Genomic DNA, 25,477 nt, shown 5'->3' with positions numbered 1-25,477 from the left:
CTCCGCCAATCAATCCGGCCAACGCAACAAGCTGTCGAAGCGATGCCTGCTTCGATCCTCAAAGGGAGTGGCGATAATCTCGTTCGATGCCCGGGCTTTGTCGAGTTCCTCCCCAAGACGTTGAGCAACGACCGTCTCCTGCCCTGGATGAAGATTGCAGGGATCGATATAGAAATAGTTGTGCTCTACCTCATGATCACGGGCGATGACCGGCGGGTTCCCCCGCGCAAGCGCGGTAACCAAATCCCAGGCCGTGATGTGGGCGTCAGCAGCCGATACAATCACTCGCAGACGGTCGAGCGGATTGTTCGTCGGATCTGGTTCGATCAGAGCGGTGATACCGGGACGTCCATCCAGCGTCTTCTTCCACAATTCCAGATATCCGGTCTCCCTTTCGCGAATTCCGGCATGGTCGCGTTTTTCCCACGCTTCCAGCGCCGCCATAACGCCATAAATACTCTCTTTACCAACTTTCATGCCGCGCCCGATGCCGAGATTTTGCAGGAACGCATTGCGGACGAGCTCCTTCTTACCTGCAACAATGCCGGAGGTCGGACCACCCAGAAACTTGTGTCCCGAATAGATTGCGACGTCTGCGCCCTTTTCCAGAAACAGCTTCAAGTCGTATTCAGATGCGGCATCCACGATCACTGGCACGCCCTTGGCATGCGCGATCTCGACAAACTCACTGAGATGCAAAAGGCCATAGTCGACGACGTGGTGCGATACGACATAAACCGCCGCAGCCGTCTTTTCGGTAATCGCATTTTCCATGTGATAGCGATGCGTCGATGTTGCCTGTCCGATCAGAACGACCTTACCTCCCGCAAGCCGGATTGCCTGATCGACTGGAGCGCCGTAGCTGACCACATGACCGGTCTGCACCAGAACTTCATTCTTTTCTGGCGTGACATCCGGCAATTTCTCAATTGCGAGAAGGTTGTTGCCTGTCATAGCTCCGGCAACAGCAAGCGTAATGCCCGACGAGCAGGACGCGGTAACGAACCCGGCTTCGCCGCCCGTTAATCGTGCGATCACTTCACTCGCCTTGCGCTGCAGATCATTGATCTCGACGAATTGCGGCAGGATGGCCGCCATCGCCTCTATTGCCTCCGGCACGACGATGGACGCGCCAAGCGATGTCATCGTCCCGGAAACATTGATGACCGGTCGAAGCCCGATCCTGGTGCGGATATCATCGGTCATGTCAATTCTCCCATTTCTTTCACTGTCTCAGGCATAGACGGATATGCCATAATAATGTAATAACTTCTAGAATTTAACATGGAGCACTTGCGTGAGCGCATCATCATCCACCGTCCCCGCTGAAACGTCCCCTGCGGACGACACCAAAGCCAAGTCGACACGCCGCTCGCGTGTGAGCGGCATAGACCGTGCGTTGCAAGTGATTGATTATCTTTATGAAACCGGCGCTCCGGCTGGTCCCTATGCGATTGCGAAAGCAATCAAGGCGCCTTTGTCGACCGTTTATGTGACGATCGACGATCTGGTTGAAAAGAACATGCTCGCCCGCAACGTGGATGGCGCAATCTGGCTCGGCGCCCGGCTCTATCACTACGGCCTTGCTTATGCGCGTTCGCTTGATTTCATGAGCGTCGCCACGCACGAAATGCATGATCTTTGCCGCGAAGCGAACGAAGCGGTGCAGCTGTGTGGCCGGGACGGAGATCATATGCTCGTTCTGGCCATGGCCGATGGACCGAGCCCGTTCCAGGTTGCCTCGCGTGTTGGCACAAGAGTGCCCTTGAACTGGACTGCATCCGGCCGCCTTCTGGTCGGTCATTTGGCTGAAAGTGAACGGGTAGAGCTTTTCAAGCGCTGCGCCCGGACGTCCCCAACCGGTCGGGCCGAAATCGACGCCACAAGCCTCTCGGAGGCTGCGGCGAAAGCCTTTGGTGAGCGGCTCTCGATCCAGATTGCCGAATCCGACTATGCGGTTGCCTGTATTGCTTCTCCGATCTGTGACAGCGATGGACAATGTGTTGCAACGATCTCCATCGTGCTCCCAGAGCAGAAAGTGCTTTCCGACGAAGGCCGCTATACCAGCCAGGTGCGCGCTTCGGCAGCAAAGATCGAAAAGCTGATGGGTTGGCGCAATCATTGACGCTGCCCTAGTCGTTCAGAGCGACGATCGCTTCGATTTCAACCGTGATATTGCCCGGCAAGGAACCGAAGCCGACGGCTGAACGCGCATGTTGTCCGGCAGCACCAAATACTTCGATGAAAAGATCGGAGCAGCCATTGATGACGTTGGGGTGCAGTTCGAAGTCCGGCACGGCATTGACCATACCCAACAGCTTCACGACACGCTTCACACGGGAAAGGTCGCCAAGCGCCTCATGCATGACGGCCAGCAGATTGATACCCGTCAGCCGGGCATCCTGATAGGCTTGATCCACGCCGATATCACCACCGACTTTTCCCGCACGCAAATGTCCGCTCTCTTCCCGAGGGCCCTGTCCGGAAAGATAGAGGATATTGCCTTCCCGAACATGCGTAACAAAATTCGCGATGGGCGGCGGCGGCGGCGGCAAAGTTATGCCAAGCAAAGCCAGGCGCTCATAAGGGGAATGTCGTACTTCGGTCGTTTGGGGAGAAAGAGACACGAATTTTCCTCATCATTTCGTCACGGGGCGTTCCCGCAAATTCAATGCTGCGCCGACAGCTTCAGCGCCACGAATAGCCATGGCTATGGCGAACGAGTTTGCGCGCACGCGGTATATAGCGGCTGGCCGTAATGGCTTCGGCGCCGATGACTGCGTAGCGGGGTTCGAAAAGCTTGTTCAGACGAGACACGTCACCGTTGGAATCCGTCGCTTCCAGGTCGGCATCGATCAGATCAAAAATCGTGAAATCGGCACGCTGCCCAACGGAGAGCCGATTATCCATCGAAAGCTTGATGACTGACGCCGGATTATGCGTGACCGCTTCGATGACATTTTCAAAGGGCATGTTGACCGACAGCAGCTTGGACATGGTTGTCGCCATATCCCAGACAGGGAAGTTCATTGAATGGCCATGCAAGTCCGTCGAGATTGAAAAGGGAAGGAGGCCACGTTCAATTGCCGCTTCAGCGACCTTAAAAGAGAAGGATGCTCCGCCATGGCCGATGTCCAGCCGGATACCCTCACCTGCGCAGCGTTCCGCGAGGTTGAACAGGTCTTCGTCTTCCATGATGCTGGAGCCGGATTTGCCGTTGAAGCAATGCGTGACCACATCGCCAGGGCCAAGGATCTCCAGAACTTCATCATAAAGGGCCGGCGGTTCGCCCACATGTACCATCATAGGCACTTTGAGTATTTTGGCGATCTTCTTGCCAAGTTTGACCGGCGTAACGCCCCATGACCCGGTTATGACGTGGCTGGCCCGGACCTTAATCCCGACAATATGATCGCTATTGGCTGCATAGCATTCGAGAATGCGGTCAAGATCGATATCCTTGATGTCCCGTAGTTCCGGAACCCGGTTGCAGGCGACAAGGCCAATGGAACCGAGATTGAGGAAGGCTTTGATCCGTTCCTTCGCTGGTTCGATGATATATTCCCGGAAACCGTGAAAATTGGCTTCTCCCGCCGAACCGGCATCGACGAGCGTCGTCACCCCTCGCTCAGCACCGCACTCCGAAGGGCGTATCGAAATATCCGTACCGCCATGCCAGATATGGACATGCAGGTCCACCCAACCGGGTGAAATCCAGGCTCCCTTGCCATCGACACGCTCCACCTCGGCGGGTGCGCTCAACGACTTGCCGATGGCGCTGATATTGCCGTCTTTCCCGACCAGAATATCGGTCGGCGCATCGGAATGTTCTGCACCGAAAGCTACCGGTTTGACATTGGTGATGAGAAGCGGCTTCGCCTGTTCACCGGAAATCATATTACAAATCCCTTCGCAGTCTTGGATCGAGCATGTCGCGTAATCCATCCCCCACCATCTGGAGCGAGAGAACGGAAAGAATGATGGCGAAGCCGGGGAAATAGGTCATCCAGTCGGCCTGACCGATATATTGCCGTCCCGCGGCAATCATGGTTCCCCAGGTTGGAATCTCAGGGCTGACACCAAGACCGAGAAAGGAAAGCCCTGCTTCGGCGAGCATTGCGCTCGCAAATAAGAAAGTGCACTGCACGATAATGGGCGAAATCAGATTTCTCAGCACGTGCCGCGTCATGACGTGAAATGTCGAAATTCCAAGCGATTGGGCCGCTTCGACATAAGGCAATTCGCGGATCACCAATGTCGAGGCGCGCACGATGCGCGCCAGCCTGGGCGAATAGACCACAGATAGCGCAACAATGACCGTCGCCAGCGATGGGCCGAGTGCGGCAACCAGCGCAATGGCCAGAAGAATATCGGGGAACGCCATCATCGCGTCGATCAGGCGAGCGATGGGCGTGTCCAGACGCTGAAAGAAGCCTGCAAGCAATCCGAGCGTCACCCCTATCACCGCAGACAGGACGACAACCGCCGCTCCCACCATGAGCGATAGCCTCCCGGCATAGATCGTGCGCGAAAACACATCACGTCCGAACTCATCCGTGCCAAACCAGAACATCTCGCTAGGCGGCTTGAGGCGGTTGACGATGGATAGCTTCGAGGGCGAATAAGGCACGATCCAGGGCGCCAGCAGCGCGAGGATAGCAAAGACCGCAAGCACGATAATGCCAGCCGCCACTGTCTTGCGTTTGAACAGCCGGCGGATGAACAAAGCGCTTTCCGAAGGGGCTTTTTGCGTGGTCGTAACAAGATCGGCCATCAGTAGCGAACCCTCGGATCTACGAACAGATAAAGCATATCGATGATGAAATTGATCAGGACATAGAGCCCCGCGATGACGAGCAACGCGCCCTGAATTACCGGATAATCCCGTCGCAGGACCGCAGACACGACAAGATTGCCAACCCCTGGGAGGCCGAACACCGTTTCCGTCACCACAGCTCCGGAGATCAGGACGGCTGCCGTGAGACCGATAACAGTCAGGATGGGGATCAGCGCATTCTTCAATGCATGCTTCATGATCACGCGGCGCTCGATCAATCCTTTTGCCCGTGCCGTGCGGATGTAATCGTCACCAAGAACATCGAGCATCGAGGCACGGGTAAAACGCAGGATCAGAGCAGAGGAAACCAGCCCCAGCGCGATGGCTGGCAGGATCAGATGATACATTCGATCGATGAAGCTAGAACCCGGACCGCCATAGCCTGACACCGGAAACAGGTTCAACCGGACCGCGAAAAACTGCATGAGGATGAGGCCGAGCCAGAAGCTCGGTATGCTGGCTGCAAGCATGGCAACCGTCGTTGCAGCCTGATCGACAAAGGAACCGCGCCGGTAGGCTGCATAAATGCCAACCGGCAGCGCGATAACGCAGGCGATAAGAAGAGAAAGAACCGTCAGAAAGAATGTCGGTTCAGCCCGGTCGAGCAACGCTGCGCCGACCGGCATGTTTAGAAAAATAGACTGGCCGAGATCGCCTTTCAGTAGCTGGCCGATATAGTAAAAGTATTGAATAATCAGCGACTGATCGAGACCGAGCCGGGCGCGCAGATCGGCAATGTCCTGCGCCGATGCGTCAGGTCCAAGCATGACAGCAGCAGGATCTCCGGGCGTCACCCGGACGATCACGAATACGATCGTCACGACCAGAAACATGACGACAGCCATGCCAACAAACCGCTGAAGGATATAGCGCACCATGCGATCGGCTTCTCCAGATTGAACCATTCAGCGAATGCCGCCCGCACGGACGGCATTCGCATTGCGGGAGTTATTTCTTCAGCGAAGCATTCCAGAAATAAGGCCACGGCGCTGGCTCAACGCCCTCCAGCTTGGTGGACATTGCCGCGACAGCATTGAAGTCGCCGATCTTGATCAGGGGCAGTTCGTCATAGATGGTCTTCTGAACGTCTGCCCACAGCGCAATGCGCTTTTCCGGATTGGATTCAGACGTGAATGCATCAACTACGGTTTTACGCGCTGGCGTGTCCCACCAACCCGGCGAACTGGTCGACAAAGAGCCAATCAAAGCAGGCTCGGGCAGGAAGGGGCTATGCGTTATGTAGATATCCCAGAGTTTTGGATCGGCGCGGCGCTGCGTCAGCGTCGCCCAATCGACCACCTGCAAGTCCACATTGAAACCGGCAAGCTTCAGATATTCGGCGGCCACCTGTGCCATCTTGTAATGGAACTCGTACTGGCGGCTGGTCAGGATACGTAGCGGCTCGCCATTGTAGCCGGCAGCCTTCAATGCTTCCGCCGCGGCCTCCGGCTGGGCGACGTTGTAATTGCCTTCGACGCCAGCCTCCGTATTCCAGACGAAATTGGACGGATAGAAAGCGCCGTCCAAAGCGTAGAATTCCGTGCTGCCAAACGCGGCTGCAAGCATGTCTTCCATGCTCAATGCCTGTGTGGCGGCCTTGCGTACGGGCAGTTTCGAGGCCACGCCTTCCTTGGTGTTGAACACAAAGACAGGATAGCCGAAGGGCTTCAGAAGCAATGGCTGGGAAGCCGTTGATGACTTGATCTTGTCGAATGATTCAACCGGAATGGAGTCGACATAGTCATACTGTCCGGAAACCGCCGCTTCGACACGGGTGTTGGCGTCAGGAACTGAAACGAAGCGGATTTCATCGAGATATTGATGACGCGCACCGCCATAACCGTTACTTTCGCCGTCACGCGACTTGTAACCGTCGAAACGCACGAGCTGAATATACTGATCTGCCTTGCGTTCCTTGAGCATATAAGGGCCGGTACCGATAAATTCGTTCATCGGCTCAGCCAGCTTTTCCGAGGGTATGATGATCGCGGCAGAATTGTTGAAGGCAAGCAAAGAGGTCAATGGCGCATAAGGCTCTTTGAGCGTTATCGTCACCGTTGCGGGATCGGTCGCCGCAATGTTTTCGATGAAGACCGAGGCCTGTTTCCCGCGTGATGCCAGCTTCGTCCAGCGCTCCAGCGACGCAACCACATCTTCCGACGTCATGTCGCTGCCATCATGGAACTTGATGCCGGACCGCAGCTTGATCGTATAGGTTTTTCCGTCGGCGCTGATTTCAGGCAGGCTTTCGGCCAGCAGTGGCGTCGGTTTCCATTCCTTATCGAAGGTGTAGAGCGTTTCGAAGATATGCTGCGTGACGATACCCACGAGATCGGCGGTGGATACCATAGGATCGAGCGTCGGGGGCTCGCCAATGGTCGCGACATTGATGACGCCGCCTTTGTCCTGAGCCAGCGAAACGCCGGGACTGAAGATCATGGCAGAAGCCAGAAGGAATGCTAATTTGATCCGCAAGGCAGAACCCCATTTTTTGATTTGTTCCACAATTATGTTATATAGGCTTTTATAAAAGAATACCTGAGAAAGTCGGGGTGTCAATCTCTCACAGAGTTTCAATTGGAAAATGTCCAGCCATCAAAGATAAAACTCATTGAATTCAAGGAATTACGCTTCTGATAAGATAAACGCGCCGCAAGTATCGCAGCATCTTTCATTCGTTTTTGGCTGAGAGCATAACCATATCTCGAACATCGTTACGGGGGCCCGTAGTCATCGCACTCGTGTTTCATCGCAAAAATACGGGAGTGCTCATACTATATGCGCATTTCAGAATTTATGAGTGGCACACCCGTAACTGCCTCGATATGAGTGCGCCATGACACGCAAAGGCCAAGGCTATCTCTTCACACTTCTCGCGGTTACCATTTTTGCAACGCAGGATGGTATTTCGAAGTATCTTGGCACACATTATTCGCCGATACTCATAACGATGATCCGCTATTGGGTCTTTGCCGCGTTCGTTTTGCTGCTCGCCGCTCGCTCCGGGGGCATCGCTAAAGCCGCTGCAACCAAACGGCCATTCCTGCAACTTTTTCGCGGCGTCCTGCTTGCCGCCGAAATCGTGACGTTCATATTCGCTCTTAGTCGCGCGGGCATGGCAACGGCGCAATCGATCTTTCAAGGCGCACCGCTATTAGTGACGATGCTCTCCGTGCCATTTCTTGGTGAAAAGGTTGGCTGGAGACGCTGGACGGCGATCGCCATCGGGCTGGTCGGAGTCTTGCTGATTATTAACCCTGTGACTGCGAAGTTCGACACAAGCCTGCTTCTTCCGGTGGCAGCGATGGTTATGTTTGCCGTTTACGCCGTTGCCACGCGCGCTGTCAGCCAGAGTGACGATACGATGACCAGCTTTTTCTACACTGGTGTGACAGGAGCCGTAACCCTGACATTTGTCGGCAGCTTCTATCTGATGCCGATCGCACAGACCGATTGGTTCTGGATGGCTGCCCTTTGTGCCTGCGGCATTGCAAGCCATTACTTTCTCATCCGCGCTTACAAAATTCTGGAGGCAGGAGAAGTGCAGCCACTCACCTATCTCCAGCTCGTTATAGGCGCATTTATCGCGGTTACGGTATTTCGCGAACAACTGACATGGAACATCATCACGGGTGCAGTGATCGTTGTCAGCGCCGGATTATTTTCTGTCTTCCGTGAACGACAACTTGGTAAAAGCAAACCGCACACGCTCGGTTAGATACAAACTCAAAATGGAAAGAGCGAATAGGTCAAAAAATGTTAAAGCGCTTTCCTCCAGTTTATTTCACGTCCGCCTTTATGATCTTTATGCCTTTCTTCGGGGGTCGAACCGATTATTGAAAGGTTTTTATCATGAAAAATGTAGGCGTATACACCTTGATGCTGACGGTTATTACCAGCGGAAACGCAATAGCCCAAGGTACGCAGAAAATTTCACCTGAAGACTTATACAAGGCCGCAACAAATCAACTTGGCATTGTCGAATATTGTAAAGACAAAGGCTTTGCCACCCAGGAAGATATTGACGGCCAAAAGTCGATCATGAACTTGATGCAGGCCCCTGCCGACAAGGCTGGGCTTGATGAGACGCGTGAAGCAGGAAAGAAGGGTGTCGTCCAGTCAATGGGCCAGGAAACCGACGTCGAAGAATTTGCCAAGACTTCGGGCAAGAGCGTGGAACCGTTCTGTCAGCAGATCACGACAGCGATCAAGCAATCGGCTGCGCAAATTCAAAAGTAAGTCGTCAGAACATGATTGATATTCAGAAACCCCGCTCCATTTAGGTCGGGGTTTCTTTGCGCTCATGCTGTCGAGCAGCCTTCGAACGGAAGACAAAATCACCAAACTTGATAATTTAATCCATGTTTTGATCTGTATTGTCCCATAGGCTTCCAGCCGGCAGTTGACCTACTGAGAGCGCCGGTCTTTTTATGTCATCTACACAATACAAATATGATCGAGTGGATATGTCATGATGCAACCAGTTACGCCGAATAGCAGTCGTATTGAAACCGGTTGCGCTATAGCCGGTGGCGGGCCGGCAGGACTGATGCTGGGCCTGCTGCTGGCGCGCGCAGGCGTTAATGTCGCTGTTCTAGAGAAACATTCCGATTTTTTGCGTGATTTTCGCGGTGATACAATTCACCCATCCACCCTTCAGGTCATGCATGAACTCGACTTGCTGGACGGGCTCCTGGATTTGCCTCATACAAAGGCGCATCGGTTGCATGCAGAGATCGGAGGTCAGGACATCACGATAGCCGATTTCTCGAAGATTCCTGCCCAGTGCCGATTCATCGCTTTCATGCCGCAGCGGGAGTTTCTCGATTATATTGCGCGCGAAGCCGAGAAATATTCGAACTTCAGGCTCATCATGTCTGCCAAGGTAGTCGATCTGATCGAACAGAACGGGAGTGTCACCGGCCTTCTTGCGACAACACCCGATGAAACGATCAGGATTGATGCCAAACTTGTCGTGGGTGCAGACGGGCGAAACTCTGTGGTCCGCACAAAAGCCGGTCTGGAGGTCGAAAATTTTGGCTCGCCAAGCGAAATTCTCTGGATGAAACTGTCTCACGCTCCCAATGATCCACCCTATACGATGGGCCATGGCGGTCCCCGGCAAGGTTTCATCATGGTTGATCGCGGCGACTATTGGCAATGCGGTTACGTTCTCCGCAAGCAAACTTTTGCCGAGGTGAAACAGAAAGGGCTCGACGTATTCAGGGAAGCGGTTGCGAAAGCATCCCCATTGCCTGCGGATCGAATGGACGAAATACGCACCTGGGAAGATGTGCACCTGCTGAGTGTACGCATCGACCGGCTTAAGACGTGGTGGAAACCGGGACTTCTATGCATAGGCGACGCTGCCCATGCCATGTCACCTATCGGCGGTTTCGGGGTCAATCTCGCTGTTCAGGATGCCGTTGCTGCTGCAAATATTCTGGCAGAACCGCTTAAGAAAAACAGAGCACTGTCTTCATATCTTGCGGCAGTCGAAGCACGGCGTCGTTTTCCAACAAAGGCAACGCAGAAGCTGCAACTGATGATGCGCAGCGATCGCCGCAAGCGCGAAACAAATGACACTAGGCGCGATGGGCCACCCGCTTTTATGCGCCACCTCGCACGCTGGCCCATTCTTGCACATTTGGCGGGCAGGTTGATCGGGGTCGGCTTCCGTCCCGAGCACGTCCGGAACAACTGAGCGGCAGAGCTTCAATCCATGTCGTCAAGCTCGTCGTGAATACCGGCGACGATCTCCAACCGCTGTTGCGCCGATTTGCCTGCATGCGAAGCATAGGTCAAAGCGAGAAGCCGAATGGCGCTGCTGACGGCGGTATAAGATGCTCCCAATGCGAAGCTGTCTACATGACACGGCAGCACGACGCGCGCATAACGCTGGGCTTCCGAAACCGATCCACGGTCCGTAATGGTCACAATATTCAACCGGCTCGTAGCCGCATAACCCAGAATTTGTTTCAACAATGCCCGATGCGGCGGCAGCGTAATCAATAACAACACATCTTTTGGACCTGTCATGGCAAGATCTTCAGCCCACGAACCCTGGTTGATACCGAGGATCATCACGCTGTGCCGCAACCTCGAGAATAAAAGCCTCGCATAACGCGCGAACCCTTCCTCATCACCGACCCCGACGACCCAGACACGCGGCGCTTCTGCGATAAGTTCGGCAGCTTCACGCATCTTGTCTGAGCGAAGCGCCTCGAATGTTCGGGTTATATTAGCGATCTCCATATCGAGATGCGCGCTGATGGTACGCACCAGCGGTACTTCTTCGTCAACCGTACTCGAATATTCAAAAGGTTCGGTGCGATTGCGCTCCTCACGCGCCTGGAGTTTCACCTCATTGAAATCGGCATAGCCCAGATGCTGAAAAAAGCGAGCCGTGGTTGCCTTGGATACGCCGGCCATCTCCGCGATTTCGGTAGCGGAATGAATCAGAATGTCATCCTCACGCTCGAGAACGAGCTGCGCGATTTTCTGCTCGCCTGCCGTGAGCTTTGCGTAGCGCTCCTGTATGCGCAGTACCAGACGTGAAGCCATGTGCGTTTATTCCGAATCTCTCTGTGCACTAAAAAAGCTTATCATCGCCTCTTGCAATACTGAAACATTTGTTTCATTGATAATGAAACATTGAAATTCATGGAATCTCCATGGCGTATTCCCGCAGTATACGGCAGCGCATCTGGGATCGACTGAAAGATGTCGCCCGCCCTGATGCACGCTTCCACTTCAAATTCTCGGAATTCATACCGGACTTTGAAGGTGTAGAGGCAGCTACGGATCGCTTGCTGGCGATCGAAGGGATTGCGAAAGCCAAATTGGTTTTTGTGACGCCAGATAATTCCATGATCGAGTTGCGCCGTCGCCTGATCATGTCGGGTACACCATTCATCATGCCGACCTACGGCATGCAGCGCGGCTTTCTCCTGCTGGAACCGGGATCCGTTCCCCCGGGGTTGGAGAAAGCCGCAGCCTGGCTTGACGGTATGGAACATTTCGGTCGATCGGTCAGTCTCGAAGACCTGACCCATATCGGTCGTTTTGATGTCATTGCGACTGGCGCATCCGCTGTTTCCATCGATGGAGTTCGCTTTGGCAAAGGCCACGCGTTCTTCGATCTGGAATGGGGCATGTTCACGGATCTGGGTCTTGCCGACGAGCAGTCTCTCATTGCGGCAGCCGTGCATGACGTACAGATCGTGGAAGAGCGCCTCAACATATCGGAGAACGATATTGCTCTCGACTTCATTGCCACGCCCAGCCGCTTCATCGAGATAACACGCAACCGTCGCAGGCCGCGCGGTATTCGCTGGAACGACGTTTCAGCCGAAGAAATCCAATCCATTCCGCCCCTGCGTGAGCTTGCGCGCATGCGCGGCATTGCCTGACAAATTCAGCACCAAAGGAAAATTCAATGAATATTGCCCTGGATCGCCGTCGTTTTCTCGGACTTATGGGCGTCGCAGCCGCTCTGCCAGCTATGAGCCGTTTTGCCTCCGCGGATACACCGTTCAACTTTCAGGCCTCCTGGATCAATGACGCGGAATTCAGCGGCTATTTCATTGCAGCCGATAAGGGCTTCTATCGCGAAGAAGGTCTTGATCTGAACTATATCTCCGGTGGTCCCGATGTCATTCCGGAAAGCACGATCATCGCTGGCAAGGCCGATCTGACCCTTACCACCCCCGATACGACGATCAAGGCTATCGTCGAACAGGGCGCACCTTTCAAAATCATCGGCGCCCAGTATCAGAAGAATCCCATCGGCATTATTTCGCTCGCCAAGAACCCTATCAAGGAGCCAAAGGATCTGATCGGCAAGACGCTGGCTGTACCGCCGGTCAACGTTATCTCGGTTGAAGCCATGCTGAAGATTTCGGGCATCGAGCCTTCTCAGGTCAACATCGTTCCTTACGCCTATGATCCGACGCCGCTCATCAAGGGGGAAATTGACGCTTCGCTCGATTTTACGACCAATGTTCCTTTCACCATTAAGCAGGCAGGCGAAGAAGCTGTTTCCTTTTTGCTCTATGATTTCGGCTTTACAATCTTCAACGATACGGTTGTCGTGACGGAAGAAACACTCAAGGCAAAACGCAAGGATATCGTTGCTTTCCTTCGGGCAAGCCGCAAGGGCTGGGATGAAAACCTCAAGGACCCGGCAGCCTATCCGCCGAAATTTGCCGACACCTGGTTCAAGGGCACGGGTCGGTCAATCGAAAATGAAGTCTATTTCAACACCGCACAAAAGCCGCTGATCGAGTCGCCGAATGGTGTGTTCTCCATGAGCGAAGAAGCCATCGAAAACACAATCAAGGCGCTCGGCGCTATCGGTATTGCCGCCAAACGCGATCATTTCGACACAACGCTTCTTGAAGAGATTTGATGCCTGAGATGTCCGGGATCAAACTTGAAAATGTGACGCGCTCATTTTCAGGGCGCGGCACGAATGTAATTGCATTATCCGATGTCTCGCTTGAATGCCCGACCGGCTCGTTCACCGCACTTATCGGGCCGTCCGGTTGTGGCAAGTCGACCATGTTGCGGCTGGCACTCGGTCTCGACCAACCCGACAGCGGCTCGGTTTCCGTCATGGGCAAAAGCCCTGTCAAGGCTGCGAAAGCCGGACTGACCGGCGTCGCTTTTCAGGATGCGGCGCTTATGCCCTGGCGCAGTGTCGAAAACAATATTGCATTGCCGCTGGACGTTCTCGGCTTGTCTCGGCCGGAAAAGGCTGAGCGGATTGCCGAATTGATCGCCCTTGTTGGCCTCAAAGGCTTCGAGAAGGCGCTTCCAGGTGAGCTTTCAGGTGGCATGCGCCAGCGTGTGGCAATTGCCCGTTCTCTGGTTACTGATCCACGCGTTCTATTTCTCGACGAGCCTTTCGGTGCACTTGACCAGATATTGCGCCGCCAGATGAACATCGAGCTTCAACGCATTTGGCTTGAAAGCAAGGCGACCACCCTGCTCGTTACCCATGGCATCGACGAAGCGGTTTTCCTCGCCGACCGAATCGTGGTGATGCATAGTCGCCCTGGGCGCATCGCGCAGATCATCGATATTCCGCTGGAACGCCCACGCAGCCCCGAAATATTCAGCACACCGCAATTCCATGCGCTGGAGGACGCCGTCGCGGAGGCTCTGCATGGCTGACATAAAGCCATCGAACCGCCTCTCTGCCTTGCGCAACTGGATTATTCTTGTCACAGCTTGGGAGATATGCGGCCGCTTTTCCCTGATCGCAGGCGGTGCCTTGCCCGCGCCTTCAGCGATCCTGGCCCGTCTGTGGATCGACCGTGCCGACTACCCGGCTCACATACTGGCGACCCTTCACGGGGCGGGCGCTGGCTTTGTCATCGGCAACCTTGTTGCCGTTGCTGCGGGTATTCTGTTCGCACTCTTTCCAACTGCTGCTAAACTGGGACGTGGCGTCAACATCGCGATTTTTGCACTGCCTCCGATTGCGATCTCTCCCATTCTGGTATTGACTTTTTCAGGAATGACGCCGCGTATCACGCTCGCAGCACTCGGTTGTTATTTCATCACTATGGCCGCCACCGTGACCGGCATCAGCCAGACCGACCGCCGTATGATAGATATCGTTCGCGCCTATGGCGGCAACCAATGGAAAGTGCTGCGTCTTGCGCAATTACGATCCGCCCTGCCGTCAATCCTTGCCGGTCTGCGAATTGCTGCTCCGAATGCAGTTCTGGGCTCCATTCTGGCCGAGTTTGGCGGCGGCGGACGTTTCGGTCTCGGCGCCTATCTGATCGGCTCTCTCGGACGAGCTGAACCGACCCGGCTCTGGGGTATCGGCCTGTGTGCTACCTTGCTTGCGGGATTGGCCTATACGCTCTTTTCCATTCTTGCAAAAATGCTGACCGGCAGCACCAAGGCCATCACCGTCCCAACCAGCGCTCCGAACGCTGCCCCACGCGGCTCTCGCGGCCTAAATTTTGTTCTTGTTGTTTGTTCGATCGCGCTTCCGTTCGCTTTGTGGTGGCTGCTGCTTGTTGCCATGGGAACCCCGGCCATGATTGCCAAAACGCCAGTAGGACTGTTCGACTATCTTTTCCTCGCTCCGTCGGCAGCTCCCGCACAGGCAAAATTGCTGACAGCGCTTTCGCAGACTTTGCCGCTTACCTTTCTGGGCATGGCAGCAGGCATCCTTTTCGCCTTTGCGCTCGCCATCGGCTCAGTCGCCAAGCCTGCCATCGTGCGCGGATTCATGCCTGTCGCCCTTGTCACACAGACAATGCCGCTCGTCGCCCTGACGCCCCTGCTCGTTTTATTGTTAGGACGCGGCCCGTCCGTCATCCTCTGGATCACAGTCTCAGTGACATTCTTCCCTGCCTTCGTAACCATGGCGCAGGGCATGGCACTGGTTCCTCGCGGCGCTCTGGACGTACCTCGCGCCTATGGTGCGAGCATCTGGACACAAATCCGTCTGGTTTCCGTGCCCGCTTCCCTGCCCTTTCTCTTCGCTGCCATTCGCCTTGCCGTACCCCGCGCTTTGCTTGGTGTCATGATCGCCGAATGGCTGGCAACAGGTACGGGGCTAGGAAACCTTCTCAACCAGTCACGCGGATATCTCGACTACGGCATGATCTGGGCCGTTGCCGTGGTGTCCGTGATGCTGTCCGTCTTTTTCTATCAAATCGTAGCCCTCTGCGAGCACCGCGTGCTCGCCCGCCGGGGCATGAGCCCGGCAGACTAAAATGCAAGGAGTCCCCATGGAAATCACCGATCACAAAGCTTCCGTTCGCGAACGTGTTTGGAGCGAGTTGCGCAAGGTCGCTGTTCCGGATAGCCGTTTCCATTTCGACTTTGGTGAGTTCATCGCGGATTTTGAAGGCGGCGAGGAGGCGGTCGCCCGCCTGACAAGCCATCGGTATTACCAGAATGCCGATTTCATCTTCATCACGCCAGATAATTGTCTCGACCGCCTGCGTCTTCAAGCTTTGAAAGACGGCAAGACTGTTCTGATAACCACATATTCCATCAAGCGCGGCTTCTGGGTTCTCGATCCGAAGCTGATTTCGCCGGACCATTATCTTTACGCCTCGACGCTCGACGGCATGGAGCGTGTGGGACAGCCGGTAACGCTGAAAGATATCTCAGCCATGCCAGTCGTAGACTACATGGTCACCGGCACCGGCGCGATCAATCTCGAAGGGGTCCGTTTTGGCAAAGGACATGGTTTCTTCGATGCCGAATGGGGCATGCTTTACCGTTTGGGTCGCATCACCGCAGCCACGCCAGCAGCGGCTGTGGTGCATGACTGTCAGGTTCTGAGCGAAAAACTCACGCCGGATGTCTATGACACGGTTGCTGACGTGATTTTCACCCCCACCCGAACAATCGAGGTGAAGGACCCGCACAAGCCAACCTGCGGTATCATCTGGGACCGCCTTGACCCCGTCATGTACGAAACGATCCCTCCGCTTCAGGAACTGAAGGCCATGGGTCTCTAGATATCATGCTTTCAAAAGATAAAATGCCGGATGCAGAAAACGTATCCGGCATTTTAGTTTACTTATCCTGAAATCGTCACAGGCCGACCACAAGCTTCAATGCAATTGACCACATCGTAACGGCAATGATGCCTTCAAGAATGCGCCAAGACGACGGGCGGGCGAAAATCGGGCGCAACCACCGGGCACCGAAACCAAGCGAAAAGAAAAACACGAAGGACGCGGTGATCGCCCCTGCCGCGAATGACGTTTCCAAACCGGGAAACTGTGTAGAGATCGTTCCGAGCAGCACGACAGTATCCAGATAGACATGCGGATTGAGCCATGTCAGCGCCAGACAGGTTGCAAGCGTCTTGGTGAGGCTCACGGACGCCCCATTCGCAGTGGCCAGAACTGCCGACGAGGTAAAAGCGGAATAGAGGCTGCGCGCGCCATACCAGATCAGAAAAGCCGCACCGCCATATCGCATGATGGGATCAAGCGCAGGCATGATGGCCGCGATCTTCTGGAAGCTCGTGACACCGATCAGGATCAGGATGGCATCCGATACGGCACAAGCAAGACTTACGGCGAACACATGCTCATCGCGCAGTCCTTGCCGCAAGACAAAGGCGTTCTGCGCGCCGATGGCAACAATGAGGGTGAGGCCCATGGTAAGACCGGTTATATAGACCGAAGGATTCATAAATAGTCGCCATATGGGGTTCAGTTGGCACTTGGATACCGGAAGTTAGAAAGTTAGAATAGTTAAATCTGATAACTTCAGTTTAGGAGTACTAATGATCGACTATTCCGCCCTGAAAGCCGTGGCGATGGTGGTTCAGACAGGCAGTTTTGAGAAGGCCGCGCGGGCACTGAACGTAACCCCATCGGCCGTTTCCCAACGCGTCAAGCATCTCGAGGAGCGGCTTGGTGCCGTACTCATCGAGCGAGGCTCTCCTTGCGCGGCCACTGAGAAAGGCGACTGGCTATGCCGTCATATCGAGCAGGTGGGCATGCTGGAGCGCGAACTTCTGGCGGAATTGCCGGGATTGTCCGGCAGTGAAAATACCGCACAGCGCGTAACGCTTCATATAGCGACCAATGCCGATAGTCTCGGCACATGGTTTCTGAAAGCGATTTCGCATTTCAGCACATCATCGGAATATCTCTTCAACATTGCGGTAGACGATCAGGATCACACTGCCGAATGGCTGCGGCGCGGACGCGTCGTTGCTGCCGTAACCTCCCTGTCCAAACCGGTTCAGGGCTGCCGTCTGACGCCGCTTGGTATTCTCCAATATCGCGCCACGGCATCACCAGATTTCGTCGCTCGCCACTTTCCCGGTGGAATAACCCGCGATGCTATCGCCAGGGCCCCGGCTCTGACATTCAACCAGAAAGACAGGTTGCAGGATCAGTGGGTGCGCACCGCCCTCAGAACCGACATAGCGTGCCCGACGCATTGGCTACCCTCGACACAGGCTTTTGTCGATGCAAGCCTATCAGGTATGGGATGGGGGATGAATCCAATGCAGTTGATCGGTGACCATTTGCAATCAGGCAAGCTCATCGAATTGATCCCGGACACACCGTTGGATATTCCTTTATTCTGGCAGGTCAACCGCCTTGCGGCTGACAGGCTTGCAAGCCTGACACAGGCGGTTTTGACGACAGCACGACAAGAGCTTGCACCCATCTCAAACAAATAAGGCAAGCCGCCACTTCCAAAAACCCCATTGAAACAATGGGATAGAGAAGGATTTTCTTCACTGGCCTCATCAATCACCATCTGTTTTCTTGAACGTGAACAGGGATTGGGCGATGTATGATGAATGAAGCTCCTGTTCCTCATCGCGGCGCTGATCGCCCTTGTCTTCCTCGGCTGCTATTTGCAGATGTTTTTTGCCGTGCCGTAAAAACGGCAACCCTGATCTGCCTGCCTAAGCCGAGGGGCTGGAGCGCTCGATAAAGCTGAACTTTACAAGAAATAAGGCAGGATCAATGATCCTGCCCCGTTTGTGCAACGCCTGCTGCCTCTTCACAAACCCTGACATGTTCTGCCAGTGCCTCAAGCTGCAAGAAAGCGCTGATGGTACAGATATCCCGCTTCTGAAACTTTGGAAGCTCCTGAAGCTCCTTCAATCTGGTGAGAAGTGCACCGCGGTTCATGGTTTTTCCCTCCATCTCTTTCGGCTATCCGCAAATTTGGCATTAATCAGGCTGCCCGCACCTTCGCTTTCGTCTTCAACGGAAGTTCTATATCGACTTCGAGCGTCGACATCTGATCGCCCCGATCCATTTTCACGCTGACCTTGTCGCGATCAATCTGGATATGTTTGGCGATAACGGCGAGAATTTCCTCTCGCAATACCGCAACAAGATCAGAATGTTCGTGTGACGCCCTTTCATGGGCAAGCAGAACCTGCAACCGTTCGCGCGCTTGCGGCGCGGAAGCAGGCTTGCTGAAGAAACGAAACAGGCTCATGCCGCTCTCCTTCCGAAAAGTTTACCCAGAAGGCCGCGCTTTTCGGATGGAACAGTCATCGGCACTTCTTCACCGGCGAGGCGGCGGGCTGCGTCGAGATAAGCCAATGCAGGCGCACTGCGCTGATCGGCAAGCGTTACGGGAGAACCAATATTGGATGCCCGCAGAACGTCCTGGCTTTCCGGGATAATACCCAAAAGCGGGATGGACAGAATTTCGAGAACGTCATCGACCTTCAACATGTCGCCGCGCTCGGCGCGCACGGGGTCATAACGGGTCAGCAGAAGATGCTTTTCCACGCGTTCGCCACGCTCGGCCTTGAGTGTCTTGGCATCCAGCAAGCCGATGATGCGGTCGGAATCGCGCACCGACGACACTTCAGGATTCGTGACGACCACGGCCATATCCGCGTGACGCATGGCGAGCGTGGCACCACGTTCAATCCCGGCAGGGCTGTCGCAAATGATCCAGTCGAACTCTTTCTTGAGATCTTCCATGACGCGGTCGACACCATCGATAGTCAGGTTATCCTTATCTCGCGTCTGTGAAGCAGGCAGCAAATACAGTGTCTCAAGGCGCTTGTCGCGGATCAAAGCCTGCGGAAGCTTCGCATCACCCTGAATGACATTGACCAGATCGAACACAACGCGGCGTTCTGCTCCCATGACAAGGTCGAGGTTACGCAGACCGACATCGAAGTCGATAACGACTGTCTTCTCGCCGCGTTGCGCCAGCGCAGCGCCAATTGCAGCGGTCGAGGTGGTTTTGCCAACGCCACCCTTACCGGAAGTTACAACAATCACTTTTGCCATATTTGTCTCCTGTATCTCCCGCGCGCCTCCAGAGCATTCGTTACCCGGGATATGAAGTGCTCTGCTTTTCTTTTACGACACTCAAAAGTGCCTTAAATCCGATTGAAATCTGCTTTGCTCAAAGCTTCTCAGCTTTTGGGCATGCTAGCTCAGCGTTTCTGCCATCATGTAGTCGCCGTCGAGCCAGAGCTGGACGGCCTGTCCACGCAATCTGCTCTCCATGTCTTCGGCCGTCTTGTAGAGGCCGTCGATGGCGACAAGCTCTGCCTCCATTTTGCGACAGAAAATGCGCGCATCGGCATTTCCAGCTGTTCCGGCCATCGCACGACCGCGCAGCGCGCCATATACATGGATCGAGCCACCAGCCACTACTTCAGCGCCTGATGCGACAGAGCCGACAATCGTTACATCGCCGTCTGGGAAATAGACCGACTGGCCTGACCGGACCGGCTCGGTAACGACCATGGACGGAACAGCCTTGACGAGTTGTACCGACGCGGCGGTAACCGGTGCACGCTCCTGCGGTTTCTGCTCCGTGATCTCCGGGTCGAAATCTGCTGCAGGCTGCCCACCGCGCATTGCGGGCGGCATACCAGGACCTAAAAGAGAAGGCCGCGCATTTTCGAAGCCCGTAATCCAGACACCACGTTTAACCAGATCCTCAAGCAACTGAACCAGTTGTGGACGCTCAATCGAAACATTCTCCAGATCGAGAACGATCGGGCGATTCAGAAAGAACCCTACTGAACGGGCTGCAAGATCGTCCAGCTTGTCAAGCCAGCCATCGAGGGGCAATTCAGGCGAGAGTACCAGCGCAAGAAAGGATCTCCCTTTCAAGCGGATTGGACGAGACTGTGTTAGCACTTGATTCATCTTGGTTAAAAAACGGTTTATCCGGTCTATATGCGTAATGGTTAATAGATGGTTAATTTCTGAAGCTCGAACGGTTCCAATAACTGAGCAGACGGTCCCTTTTAACGATCAGAGATAACTATCAGCGAGTCATTAGAGCGCCATTATGGACGTACAAAGGACACTCTAAACGTCCAAATCTACGCACCGTGCTTTCTGACAACCGATCTCCGATTTTCGGGCCGATACCGTAGCCTTCGGACACGAACATTGTGCCACTTGAACAGCCGAAGTCGCCTTCAGCTAGAAAGCGACTCAGCTTATTGTTGATTGTAAACGGATATTCGGATCGATTATTGTCGTTTCTTCGCTCATCCACAGAAGACGACGCAGAAAATATAAACTTAAATTCCAATCAAATATGACGCTACGTAATGTATTATATTTTTATAATACATTTTTATTTATCCGTGAAACAAGAATACCTTACAGCGAGCGGAAAACCATAGAAATTCGTCTCGTTCTTTTTAAAGAATAGTTCTTCTAACTACTGGAACCTCCCGGGGTCAACTGAATCAGTTTCTGGTATTGTCAGTACTACGCCAAGAATTCTATGAACAATATGTGCCAGGAAGAACCTTCATGAGCCCGTCAACCGGCGTAGCGAATGAGTATAACCCAACGAAGCAACAACGATCTTTCTGATCGCTTTCTTCTATCTTCGAACACAGCCCTATTTCAGTGAGAATAATCCCTGAATGAAGCACGGGAATATAAATTTTTGAAAGGTTCCGCTCAAAGGAACCGCCTCGCGTTTGGGCGGGGGGCTTAGGGGCGCGAGGCGGGCGAGCTCTCAGGAGTGCACGCACAGTGAAAATGGAACGTTAGCGCCGATTCTGGAACTAACAATGCGTTCCAGCCTGAAAAATTACGTGACCACGACATGGAAAAGCCCACAATGCTCGGGAGGAGAAGAGCATTGTGGGCTTAATCTGTAAAGCGCGACTGGGAGGAGGAGTATCGCGCTTAAGGTCCGGTTCTTGGGAGGAGGAGTGAACCGGACATATTTCACTAACCCGCCTGGTCGGCCGGCTCAATCAACAAGCTTGCATTGCTGATATGCACTTTCAGCAGACCCAAATGAAAACCGCCTCGCAGCGGATGAACGCGCTGAGGCGGCATATCTCCCCCGAAAGCCCCCAATCGAGGAAGATGGCGGAATTTACTCACAGCTTTGACGAAAATAAATAGACAATCTGCATACGCACTTGAAAATCTGGTGAACAATATCAGCCAATGGTTGAGAAGCCCTTGTTTCAACGAACTTTTCCGCGTTTTCAGCTGCTCGACCCAACACTGTTAAAGATCGGGTATAGTTCAGTCCCCTTGTGCAATCAAAATGCTCTTAAGCCGGGTGAGGCCTGAAAGAGTATATTCAATACCTCTACACAAGTTTCAGTATTTTCTGAAAATTATAGAGTTCTATTAGGGGGTTGCTTTCTCCATAAGCACGGTTATTGTTCCTCTCACTTGGAGGAGGGAGTACCGCCCCAGCGCGCTAGACCGCTGCGGGGCGGTTTCTTTTTTAGCTACCCAAAAATGCATATCTCCATTGCAGCGTTGCCCCTTGTAAGCAGCTGCCCTTGTTCCTATCTTGGGCTTGTTCGGTTTTACTCCTCCTCCCAAAAACCGAACCCAAAGCGCGATACTCCTCCTCCCAATCGCGCTTTATAGATTCGCCCACTGCACACTCCTCCTCCCAGTGCAGTGGGCGTTCTCTTTTCTGGAACTCTTTACACATATCGAAAATTTGCGCCCAATCGGACTCCCCGGTGACTATTTCAGTAGTTTTAAGGGTTTGCAGGTAATTTGTGCGCGTGATGCAGGAGGGAGCGGGGTTCCAATGTTCGTCAACAAGACCTTCAAATCGGCCAGACCGTCGCTGCTATGGGCACCTGTGTTCTGGCTGGGTTTTGTTCTGGTTCTGCTGATCGCGCTTCTGTCATTCAGGCTCAATGCCCCTATTGGGCCGATGTATTGGGACAGCTATATCTATTTCGACGCAGCCCAGCGGATAAGAATGGGCCAGGTTCCCGGCGTGGATTTCTCCACTCCTGTCGGTCCGCTTGGCTATTATTTGTTCGCATGGGGGCACGCCCTATTCCCGCAAGCGCAACCGCTTTTGCTTGCTCAATGGTCAATATTTGCCGTTGCAGCCCCTCTGATGGCGTGGGTAGTGACAGAGATTCGCCCCCACAATCGAACAACCGGACTTCTGATCCTTGTTCCATTTCTGGTTTTCGCGATCTTTCCAGCCAATACACAAAGCTTTTATCCCTATCCCGGACTGGATGGGTTTGGCATTTATAACCGCCACACATCGCTTCTGCTCTACGTGCTGATGTGCGGACTGCTGTTTATGCGCAACGGCACAAAGCTCGCGCTCTTTTGTGCGGCGGTGATGCTCGCCTTGTTTTTGATGAAAGTAACGGGCTTTCTCGCAGGCGGACTGTTCGGGCTTGCGGTGCTCCTCGCTGGACGAATCTCAATCCGCAATGTTCTGCTGGCCGCCGCCGCTACCGCAGCATTTCTGCTTGCCCTTGAGCTGCATAATGGGATTATCAGCGGATATATTCACGATATTGCTACATTGGTCACATTGAACGAGGAAGCCCTGCTCCCACGATTCCTGACCGTCATATCATTGAAACTGGACGTTATTCTACCGACAGCGATCCTTGTTCTGGCCCTTTACTGGTATGAACAGCGCCAATCCGATGAACAAAACGCCTTTTTCGACCGGAGCTCTGTCTGGCTCGCCATTGGTCTTTTGGGCGGTGTCATCCTGGAAACGCAGAACACCGGAAGCCAGGAATTCATATTCCTGTGGCCCATACTGCTTATGATCTTTCAGCGGGTGAATGCTGGCCCAGAGAAGCTCAAAATCGCCTTCGTCGTGTTGGCTGCCTTCTGTGTCATCCCTACATTCACCAAGGTGGCGCACCGTACCCTGCGCGCCGTTGCCGTCGCCCCAACTTATGTGCAACCGCCCTTACCGGAATTGAAGAACCTCGGGCAGGTATTGACTCGGCCCGACTTTCTGCAACGGGCAGAGCTTTTCGAAACCCATTACCCGGAGAACAATGCAGCCTATGACGCACTGGCGGCGCGGGGCCAACTGCCCAGCTGGCAGCTTTATTCCGAAATCGATTTCCAGGTGTACTGGCTCATTTCTGCCAACCAGATGGTGAAGGATCTGAAATCCTTCGAAACCCAAAACAACGTCCGTCTGCAAAGCATCATGTCGCTCGACTTCGTCAATCCGTTTGCATGGATACTGGATCGCGACGCGACGCGGCATATCCAGATCGGCGCCGATCCCTTCCGCACCGTCCCAGCGTTATCCAAGGAAACGAAAGCTGCCGTAGAAGCAACCGACGGCATATTGCGCCCGAAATGTCCGACAACGACCAATCGCCTTGCCTTGCAGAAAATATATGCCGAAGCGCTACGGGATCGCGCTGTCGTCGCCTTGAACCCCTGTTGGGATTTGCTGCTTCGCCCCGGCCTGGTCCCGTAGTCAGCAACTCATTTGATCTGGGCTTTGACGAAATCCCGCACAATCCGGACGATACCGCGTGAAAGAACCTCATCCAGCGCCTTGATGAACGTGTCCACATGGTCGCGCCCGCAGATCAGCGGCGGCTCAAGGCGGATGACGTTTCGATTATACTCGGTAAAGGCGACGAGAACCCCATGATCGCGCAGCAGATGACTGCCAATAAAGCCGGGAAGCGAACCTTTCAGTTTTTCATCAAGCATCGCCAGGACAGGTCGCAACACGACCGGCATGGTCTGTGAGAAATCATGGAACTCCAGCCCCACCATCATTCCCTTCCCGCGCACGTCTTTCAAAAGCGCAGGATAGCGGCTCTGCAGTTCATGCAGGCGATCCAGAAGATATTCCCCAACATCGGCTGCATTATCGATCAAATGCTCGTCGTAGAGCACGTTCAAAGCTTCAATCGACGTGACACAGGCTTCGCCGATCCCGCCAAACGTCGCCATTGCATGGATCATCGCCGTCTTGGGCGTACCGTAAGCTTTCATATAGATGTCGCGGCGCACGATCATAGCGGCCATTGCCGTCTTTCCGCCGCCAAGCGACTTCGCCAGAGCGGTGACGTCCGGTATGACGCCATAATGCTCGAAAGCATAAAATTTGCCGGTTCGGCCCAACCCACATTGCACTTCATCGGCAACCCAAATCACACCATACTGGTCGCAAAGGCTTCGCAACTTCTGCCAGAACTCTGCATCAGCCTGAATGATGCCGCCACCACCTTGCACCGTTTCAAGCACGATCACCCCGATTTCAGGATCCGAACAGAAGGCATTCTCGACGGCTGCAATGTCGCCAAAAGGTACACGCACAGTGTTATCGACCAGCTTGAACTCCCCACGATAGAGCCCGCCATCCGTTATGGACAAGACACCCTTGGTCTTGCCGTGGAACGAATTTTCCGCATAGACGATCTTGGGCTTTTTCGGACCTGCGGCGCGTTCTGCAACCTTGATCGCGGCTTCCATCGCTTCCGAGCCGGAAGACCCGAGGAAGACCATGTCGAGATCGCCCGGCGAACAGGCCGCAATGTCATAAGCGAGAGCGATTGCATATTGGGACATGAAGGCGATTGCGATCTCGTGGCGCATCTCCTCCTGAAATTGACGCCTTGCTTCCAGAATACGCGGGTGATTGTGACCGAAAGCCAATGAGCCGAATCCGCCGAAGAAATCGAGAATGGGGCGCCCGTTCTGGTCATAATAATACATGCCTTCGGCACGTTCGATCTTCACCTTGTGAAAGCCGAGCAGCTTCATGAAGTGAAGCTGGCCCGGATTGAGGTGAGCGGTAAACAGTTCCGTCATCCGCGGCAGATCGAGCGCTTTCGCCTCGGCAACCGTCAACAGCTTCGGCTTAGGCGTTGTGTTCGTCTTTTTCATTTCTGCC

General features: G+C 54.1%; 25 protein-coding genes. 11 read left to right on the top strand and 14 right to left on the bottom strand.

Features of this window, described 5'->3' with window-relative positions:
* Positions 1-9: 9 nt before the first annotated feature.
* Entirely contained in the window at positions 10-1,206 is a 1,197-nt protein-coding gene (locus JNC70_RS04395; protein ID WP_104755553.1) for an aminotransferase class V-fold PLP-dependent enzyme, read from the bottom strand.
* Positions 1,207-1,297: 91 nt separating this feature from the next.
* Between JNC70_RS04395 and JNC70_RS04390 the strand changes: the two genes are divergently transcribed.
* Positions 1,298-2,125, top strand: coding sequence for an IclR family transcriptional regulator (locus tag JNC70_RS04390; protein ID WP_104755554.1), 828 nt, complete (start codon positions 1,298-1,300; stop codon positions 2,123-2,125).
* Between the two features lie 7 nt (positions 2,126-2,132).
* Here JNC70_RS04390 and JNC70_RS04385 read toward each other — a convergent pair whose 3' ends face one another.
* From JNC70_RS04385 to JNC70_RS04365, 5 genes are all read right to left on the bottom strand, one after another.
* Positions 2,133-2,627 (bottom strand): RidA family protein, encoded by a 495-nt coding sequence (locus JNC70_RS04385; protein WP_104755555.1) that lies wholly within the window; start codon positions 2,625-2,627, stop codon positions 2,133-2,135.
* Positions 2,628-2,688: 61 nt separating this feature from the next.
* Complete coding sequence (locus JNC70_RS04380; RefSeq protein ID WP_104755556.1) at positions 2,689-3,897, bottom strand: amidohydrolase/deacetylase family metallohydrolase; 1,209 nt, start codon at positions 3,895-3,897, stop codon at positions 2,689-2,691.
* A gap of 1 nt (position 3,898) precedes the next feature.
* Complete coding sequence (locus JNC70_RS04375; RefSeq protein WP_104755557.1) at positions 3,899-4,774, bottom strand: ABC transporter permease; 876 nt, start codon at positions 4,772-4,774, stop codon at positions 3,899-3,901.
* Complete coding sequence (locus JNC70_RS04370; protein WP_167394057.1) at positions 4,774-5,715, bottom strand: ABC transporter permease; 942 nt, start codon at positions 5,713-5,715, stop codon at positions 4,774-4,776. The genes JNC70_RS04375 and JNC70_RS04370 overlap by 1 nt, the downstream gene beginning before the upstream one ends.
* Before the next feature lie 70 nt (positions 5,716-5,785).
* Positions 5,786-7,276 carry an ABC transporter substrate-binding protein gene (locus JNC70_RS04365; protein WP_374788552.1) on the bottom strand — a complete coding sequence of 497 codons (1,491 nt, stop codon included), beginning with the start codon at positions 7,274-7,276 and terminating at the stop codon, positions 5,786-5,788.
* A 397-nt stretch (positions 7,277-7,673) separates the two neighbouring features.
* Between JNC70_RS04365 and JNC70_RS04360 the strand changes: the two genes are divergently transcribed.
* From JNC70_RS04360 to JNC70_RS04350, 3 genes are all read left to right on the top strand, one after another.
* Complete coding sequence (locus tag JNC70_RS04360; RefSeq protein ID WP_104755559.1) at positions 7,674-8,555, top strand: DMT family transporter; 882 nt, start codon at positions 7,674-7,676, stop codon at positions 8,553-8,555.
* 134 nt (positions 8,556-8,689) lie between these two features.
* Complete coding sequence (locus tag JNC70_RS04355; RefSeq protein WP_146097104.1) at positions 8,690-9,076, top strand: hypothetical protein; 387 nt, start codon at positions 8,690-8,692, stop codon at positions 9,074-9,076.
* Between the two features lie 232 nt (positions 9,077-9,308).
* Positions 9,309-10,541: an FAD-dependent oxidoreductase gene (locus tag JNC70_RS04350; RefSeq protein WP_104755561.1), complete on the top strand. Its 1,233-nt coding sequence runs from the start codon at positions 9,309-9,311 to the stop codon at positions 10,539-10,541.
* Positions 10,542-10,552: 11 nt separating this feature from the next.
* Here the strand turns inward: JNC70_RS04350 and JNC70_RS04345 are convergent, their stop codons facing one another.
* Positions 10,553-11,401 (bottom strand): MurR/RpiR family transcriptional regulator, encoded by an 849-nt coding sequence (locus tag JNC70_RS04345; RefSeq protein ID WP_104755562.1) that lies wholly within the window; start codon positions 11,399-11,401, stop codon positions 10,553-10,555.
* A 110-nt stretch (positions 11,402-11,511) separates the two neighbouring features.
* Between JNC70_RS04345 and JNC70_RS04340 the strand changes: the two genes are divergently transcribed.
* From JNC70_RS04340 to JNC70_RS04320, 5 genes are read left to right on the top strand one after another with little or no spacing between them, the layout of a single operon-like run.
* Positions 11,512-12,249 carry a 5-formyltetrahydrofolate cyclo-ligase gene (locus JNC70_RS04340; protein ID WP_104755563.1) on the top strand — a complete coding sequence of 246 codons (738 nt, stop codon included), beginning with the start codon at positions 11,512-11,514 and terminating at the stop codon, positions 12,247-12,249.
* Between the two features lie 26 nt (positions 12,250-12,275).
* On the top strand, positions 12,276-13,247 hold the full coding sequence (locus JNC70_RS04335; protein WP_104755564.1) for an ABC transporter substrate-binding protein: 972 nt from the start codon (positions 12,276-12,278) through the stop codon (positions 13,245-13,247).
* A complete protein-coding gene (locus JNC70_RS04330) occupies positions 13,247-14,014 on the top strand; it encodes an ABC transporter ATP-binding protein (protein ID WP_104755565.1) in 768 nt (255 codons plus the stop codon). The genes JNC70_RS04335 and JNC70_RS04330 overlap by 1 nt, the downstream gene beginning before the upstream one ends.
* Complete coding sequence (locus JNC70_RS04325; protein WP_104755566.1) at positions 14,007-15,578, top strand: ABC transporter permease; 1,572 nt, start codon at positions 14,007-14,009, stop codon at positions 15,576-15,578. The genes JNC70_RS04330 and JNC70_RS04325 overlap by 8 nt, the downstream gene beginning before the upstream one ends.
* A 16-nt stretch (positions 15,579-15,594) precedes the next feature.
* Complete coding sequence (locus JNC70_RS04320; protein WP_104755567.1) at positions 15,595-16,335, top strand: 5-formyltetrahydrofolate cyclo-ligase; 741 nt, start codon at positions 15,595-15,597, stop codon at positions 16,333-16,335.
* 76 nt (positions 16,336-16,411) lie between these two features.
* Here the strand turns inward: JNC70_RS04320 and JNC70_RS04315 are convergent, their stop codons facing one another.
* Complete coding sequence (locus tag JNC70_RS04315) at positions 16,412-17,020, bottom strand: LysE/ArgO family amino acid transporter (RefSeq protein WP_104755568.1); 609 nt, start codon at positions 17,018-17,020, stop codon at positions 16,412-16,414.
* A 94-nt stretch (positions 17,021-17,114) separates the two neighbouring features.
* Here JNC70_RS04315 and JNC70_RS04310 point away from each other — a divergent pair, with 94 nt between their 5' ends.
* Positions 17,115-18,026: a LysR family transcriptional regulator ArgP gene (locus tag JNC70_RS04310; protein WP_104755569.1), complete on the top strand. Its 912-nt coding sequence runs from the start codon at positions 17,115-17,117 to the stop codon at positions 18,024-18,026.
* A gap of 289 nt (positions 18,027-18,315) precedes the next feature.
* Here JNC70_RS04310 and JNC70_RS04305 read toward each other — a convergent pair whose 3' ends face one another.
* The 5 genes from JNC70_RS04305 to JNC70_RS04285 form a co-directional block, all read right to left on the bottom strand.
* Positions 18,316-18,486, bottom strand: a complete 171-nt coding sequence (locus tag JNC70_RS04305) for a hypothetical protein (protein WP_010660937.1) — start codon at positions 18,484-18,486, stop codon at positions 18,316-18,318.
* A gap of 46 nt (positions 18,487-18,532) precedes the next feature.
* A complete protein-coding gene (minE, locus tag JNC70_RS04300) occupies positions 18,533-18,802 on the bottom strand; it encodes a cell division topological specificity factor MinE (RefSeq protein WP_006468449.1) in 270 nt (89 codons plus the stop codon).
* Positions 18,799-19,614 carry a septum site-determining protein MinD gene (minD, locus tag JNC70_RS04295; RefSeq protein ID WP_104755570.1) on the bottom strand — a complete coding sequence of 272 codons (816 nt, stop codon included), beginning with the start codon at positions 19,612-19,614 and terminating at the stop codon, positions 18,799-18,801. Before minD ends, minE begins: the two co-directional genes overlap by 4 nt.
* A gap of 144 nt (positions 19,615-19,758) precedes the next feature.
* Positions 19,759-20,487, bottom strand: coding sequence for a septum site-determining protein MinC (gene minC / locus JNC70_RS04290; RefSeq protein ID WP_104755571.1), 729 nt, complete (start codon positions 20,485-20,487; stop codon positions 19,759-19,761).
* A 1,050-nt stretch (positions 20,488-21,537) separates the two neighbouring features.
* Entirely contained in the window at positions 21,538-21,786 is a 249-nt protein-coding gene (locus JNC70_RS04285; RefSeq protein WP_146097105.1) for a hypothetical protein, read from the bottom strand.
* A 583-nt stretch (positions 21,787-22,369) separates the two neighbouring features.
* Between JNC70_RS04285 and JNC70_RS04280 the strand changes: the two genes are divergently transcribed.
* Positions 22,370-24,046: a hypothetical protein gene (locus JNC70_RS04280; RefSeq protein WP_104755572.1), complete on the top strand. Its 1,677-nt coding sequence runs from the start codon at positions 22,370-22,372 to the stop codon at positions 24,044-24,046.
* An 8-nt stretch (positions 24,047-24,054) separates the two neighbouring features.
* Here JNC70_RS04280 and JNC70_RS04275 read toward each other — a convergent pair whose 3' ends face one another.
* Positions 24,055-25,470 carry an aspartate aminotransferase family protein gene (locus tag JNC70_RS04275; protein WP_104755573.1) on the bottom strand — a complete coding sequence of 472 codons (1,416 nt, stop codon included), beginning with the start codon at positions 25,468-25,470 and terminating at the stop codon, positions 24,055-24,057.
* Positions 25,471-25,477: the final 7 nt, after the last annotated feature.

Source organism: Brucella oryzae (genome assembly GCF_041929965.1).
In the GTDB taxonomy this organism is placed as follows: Bacteria; Pseudomonadota; Alphaproteobacteria; order Rhizobiales; family Rhizobiaceae; genus Brucella; species Brucella oryzae.
This window is presented reverse-complemented; position numbering and strand designations above follow the sequence as displayed.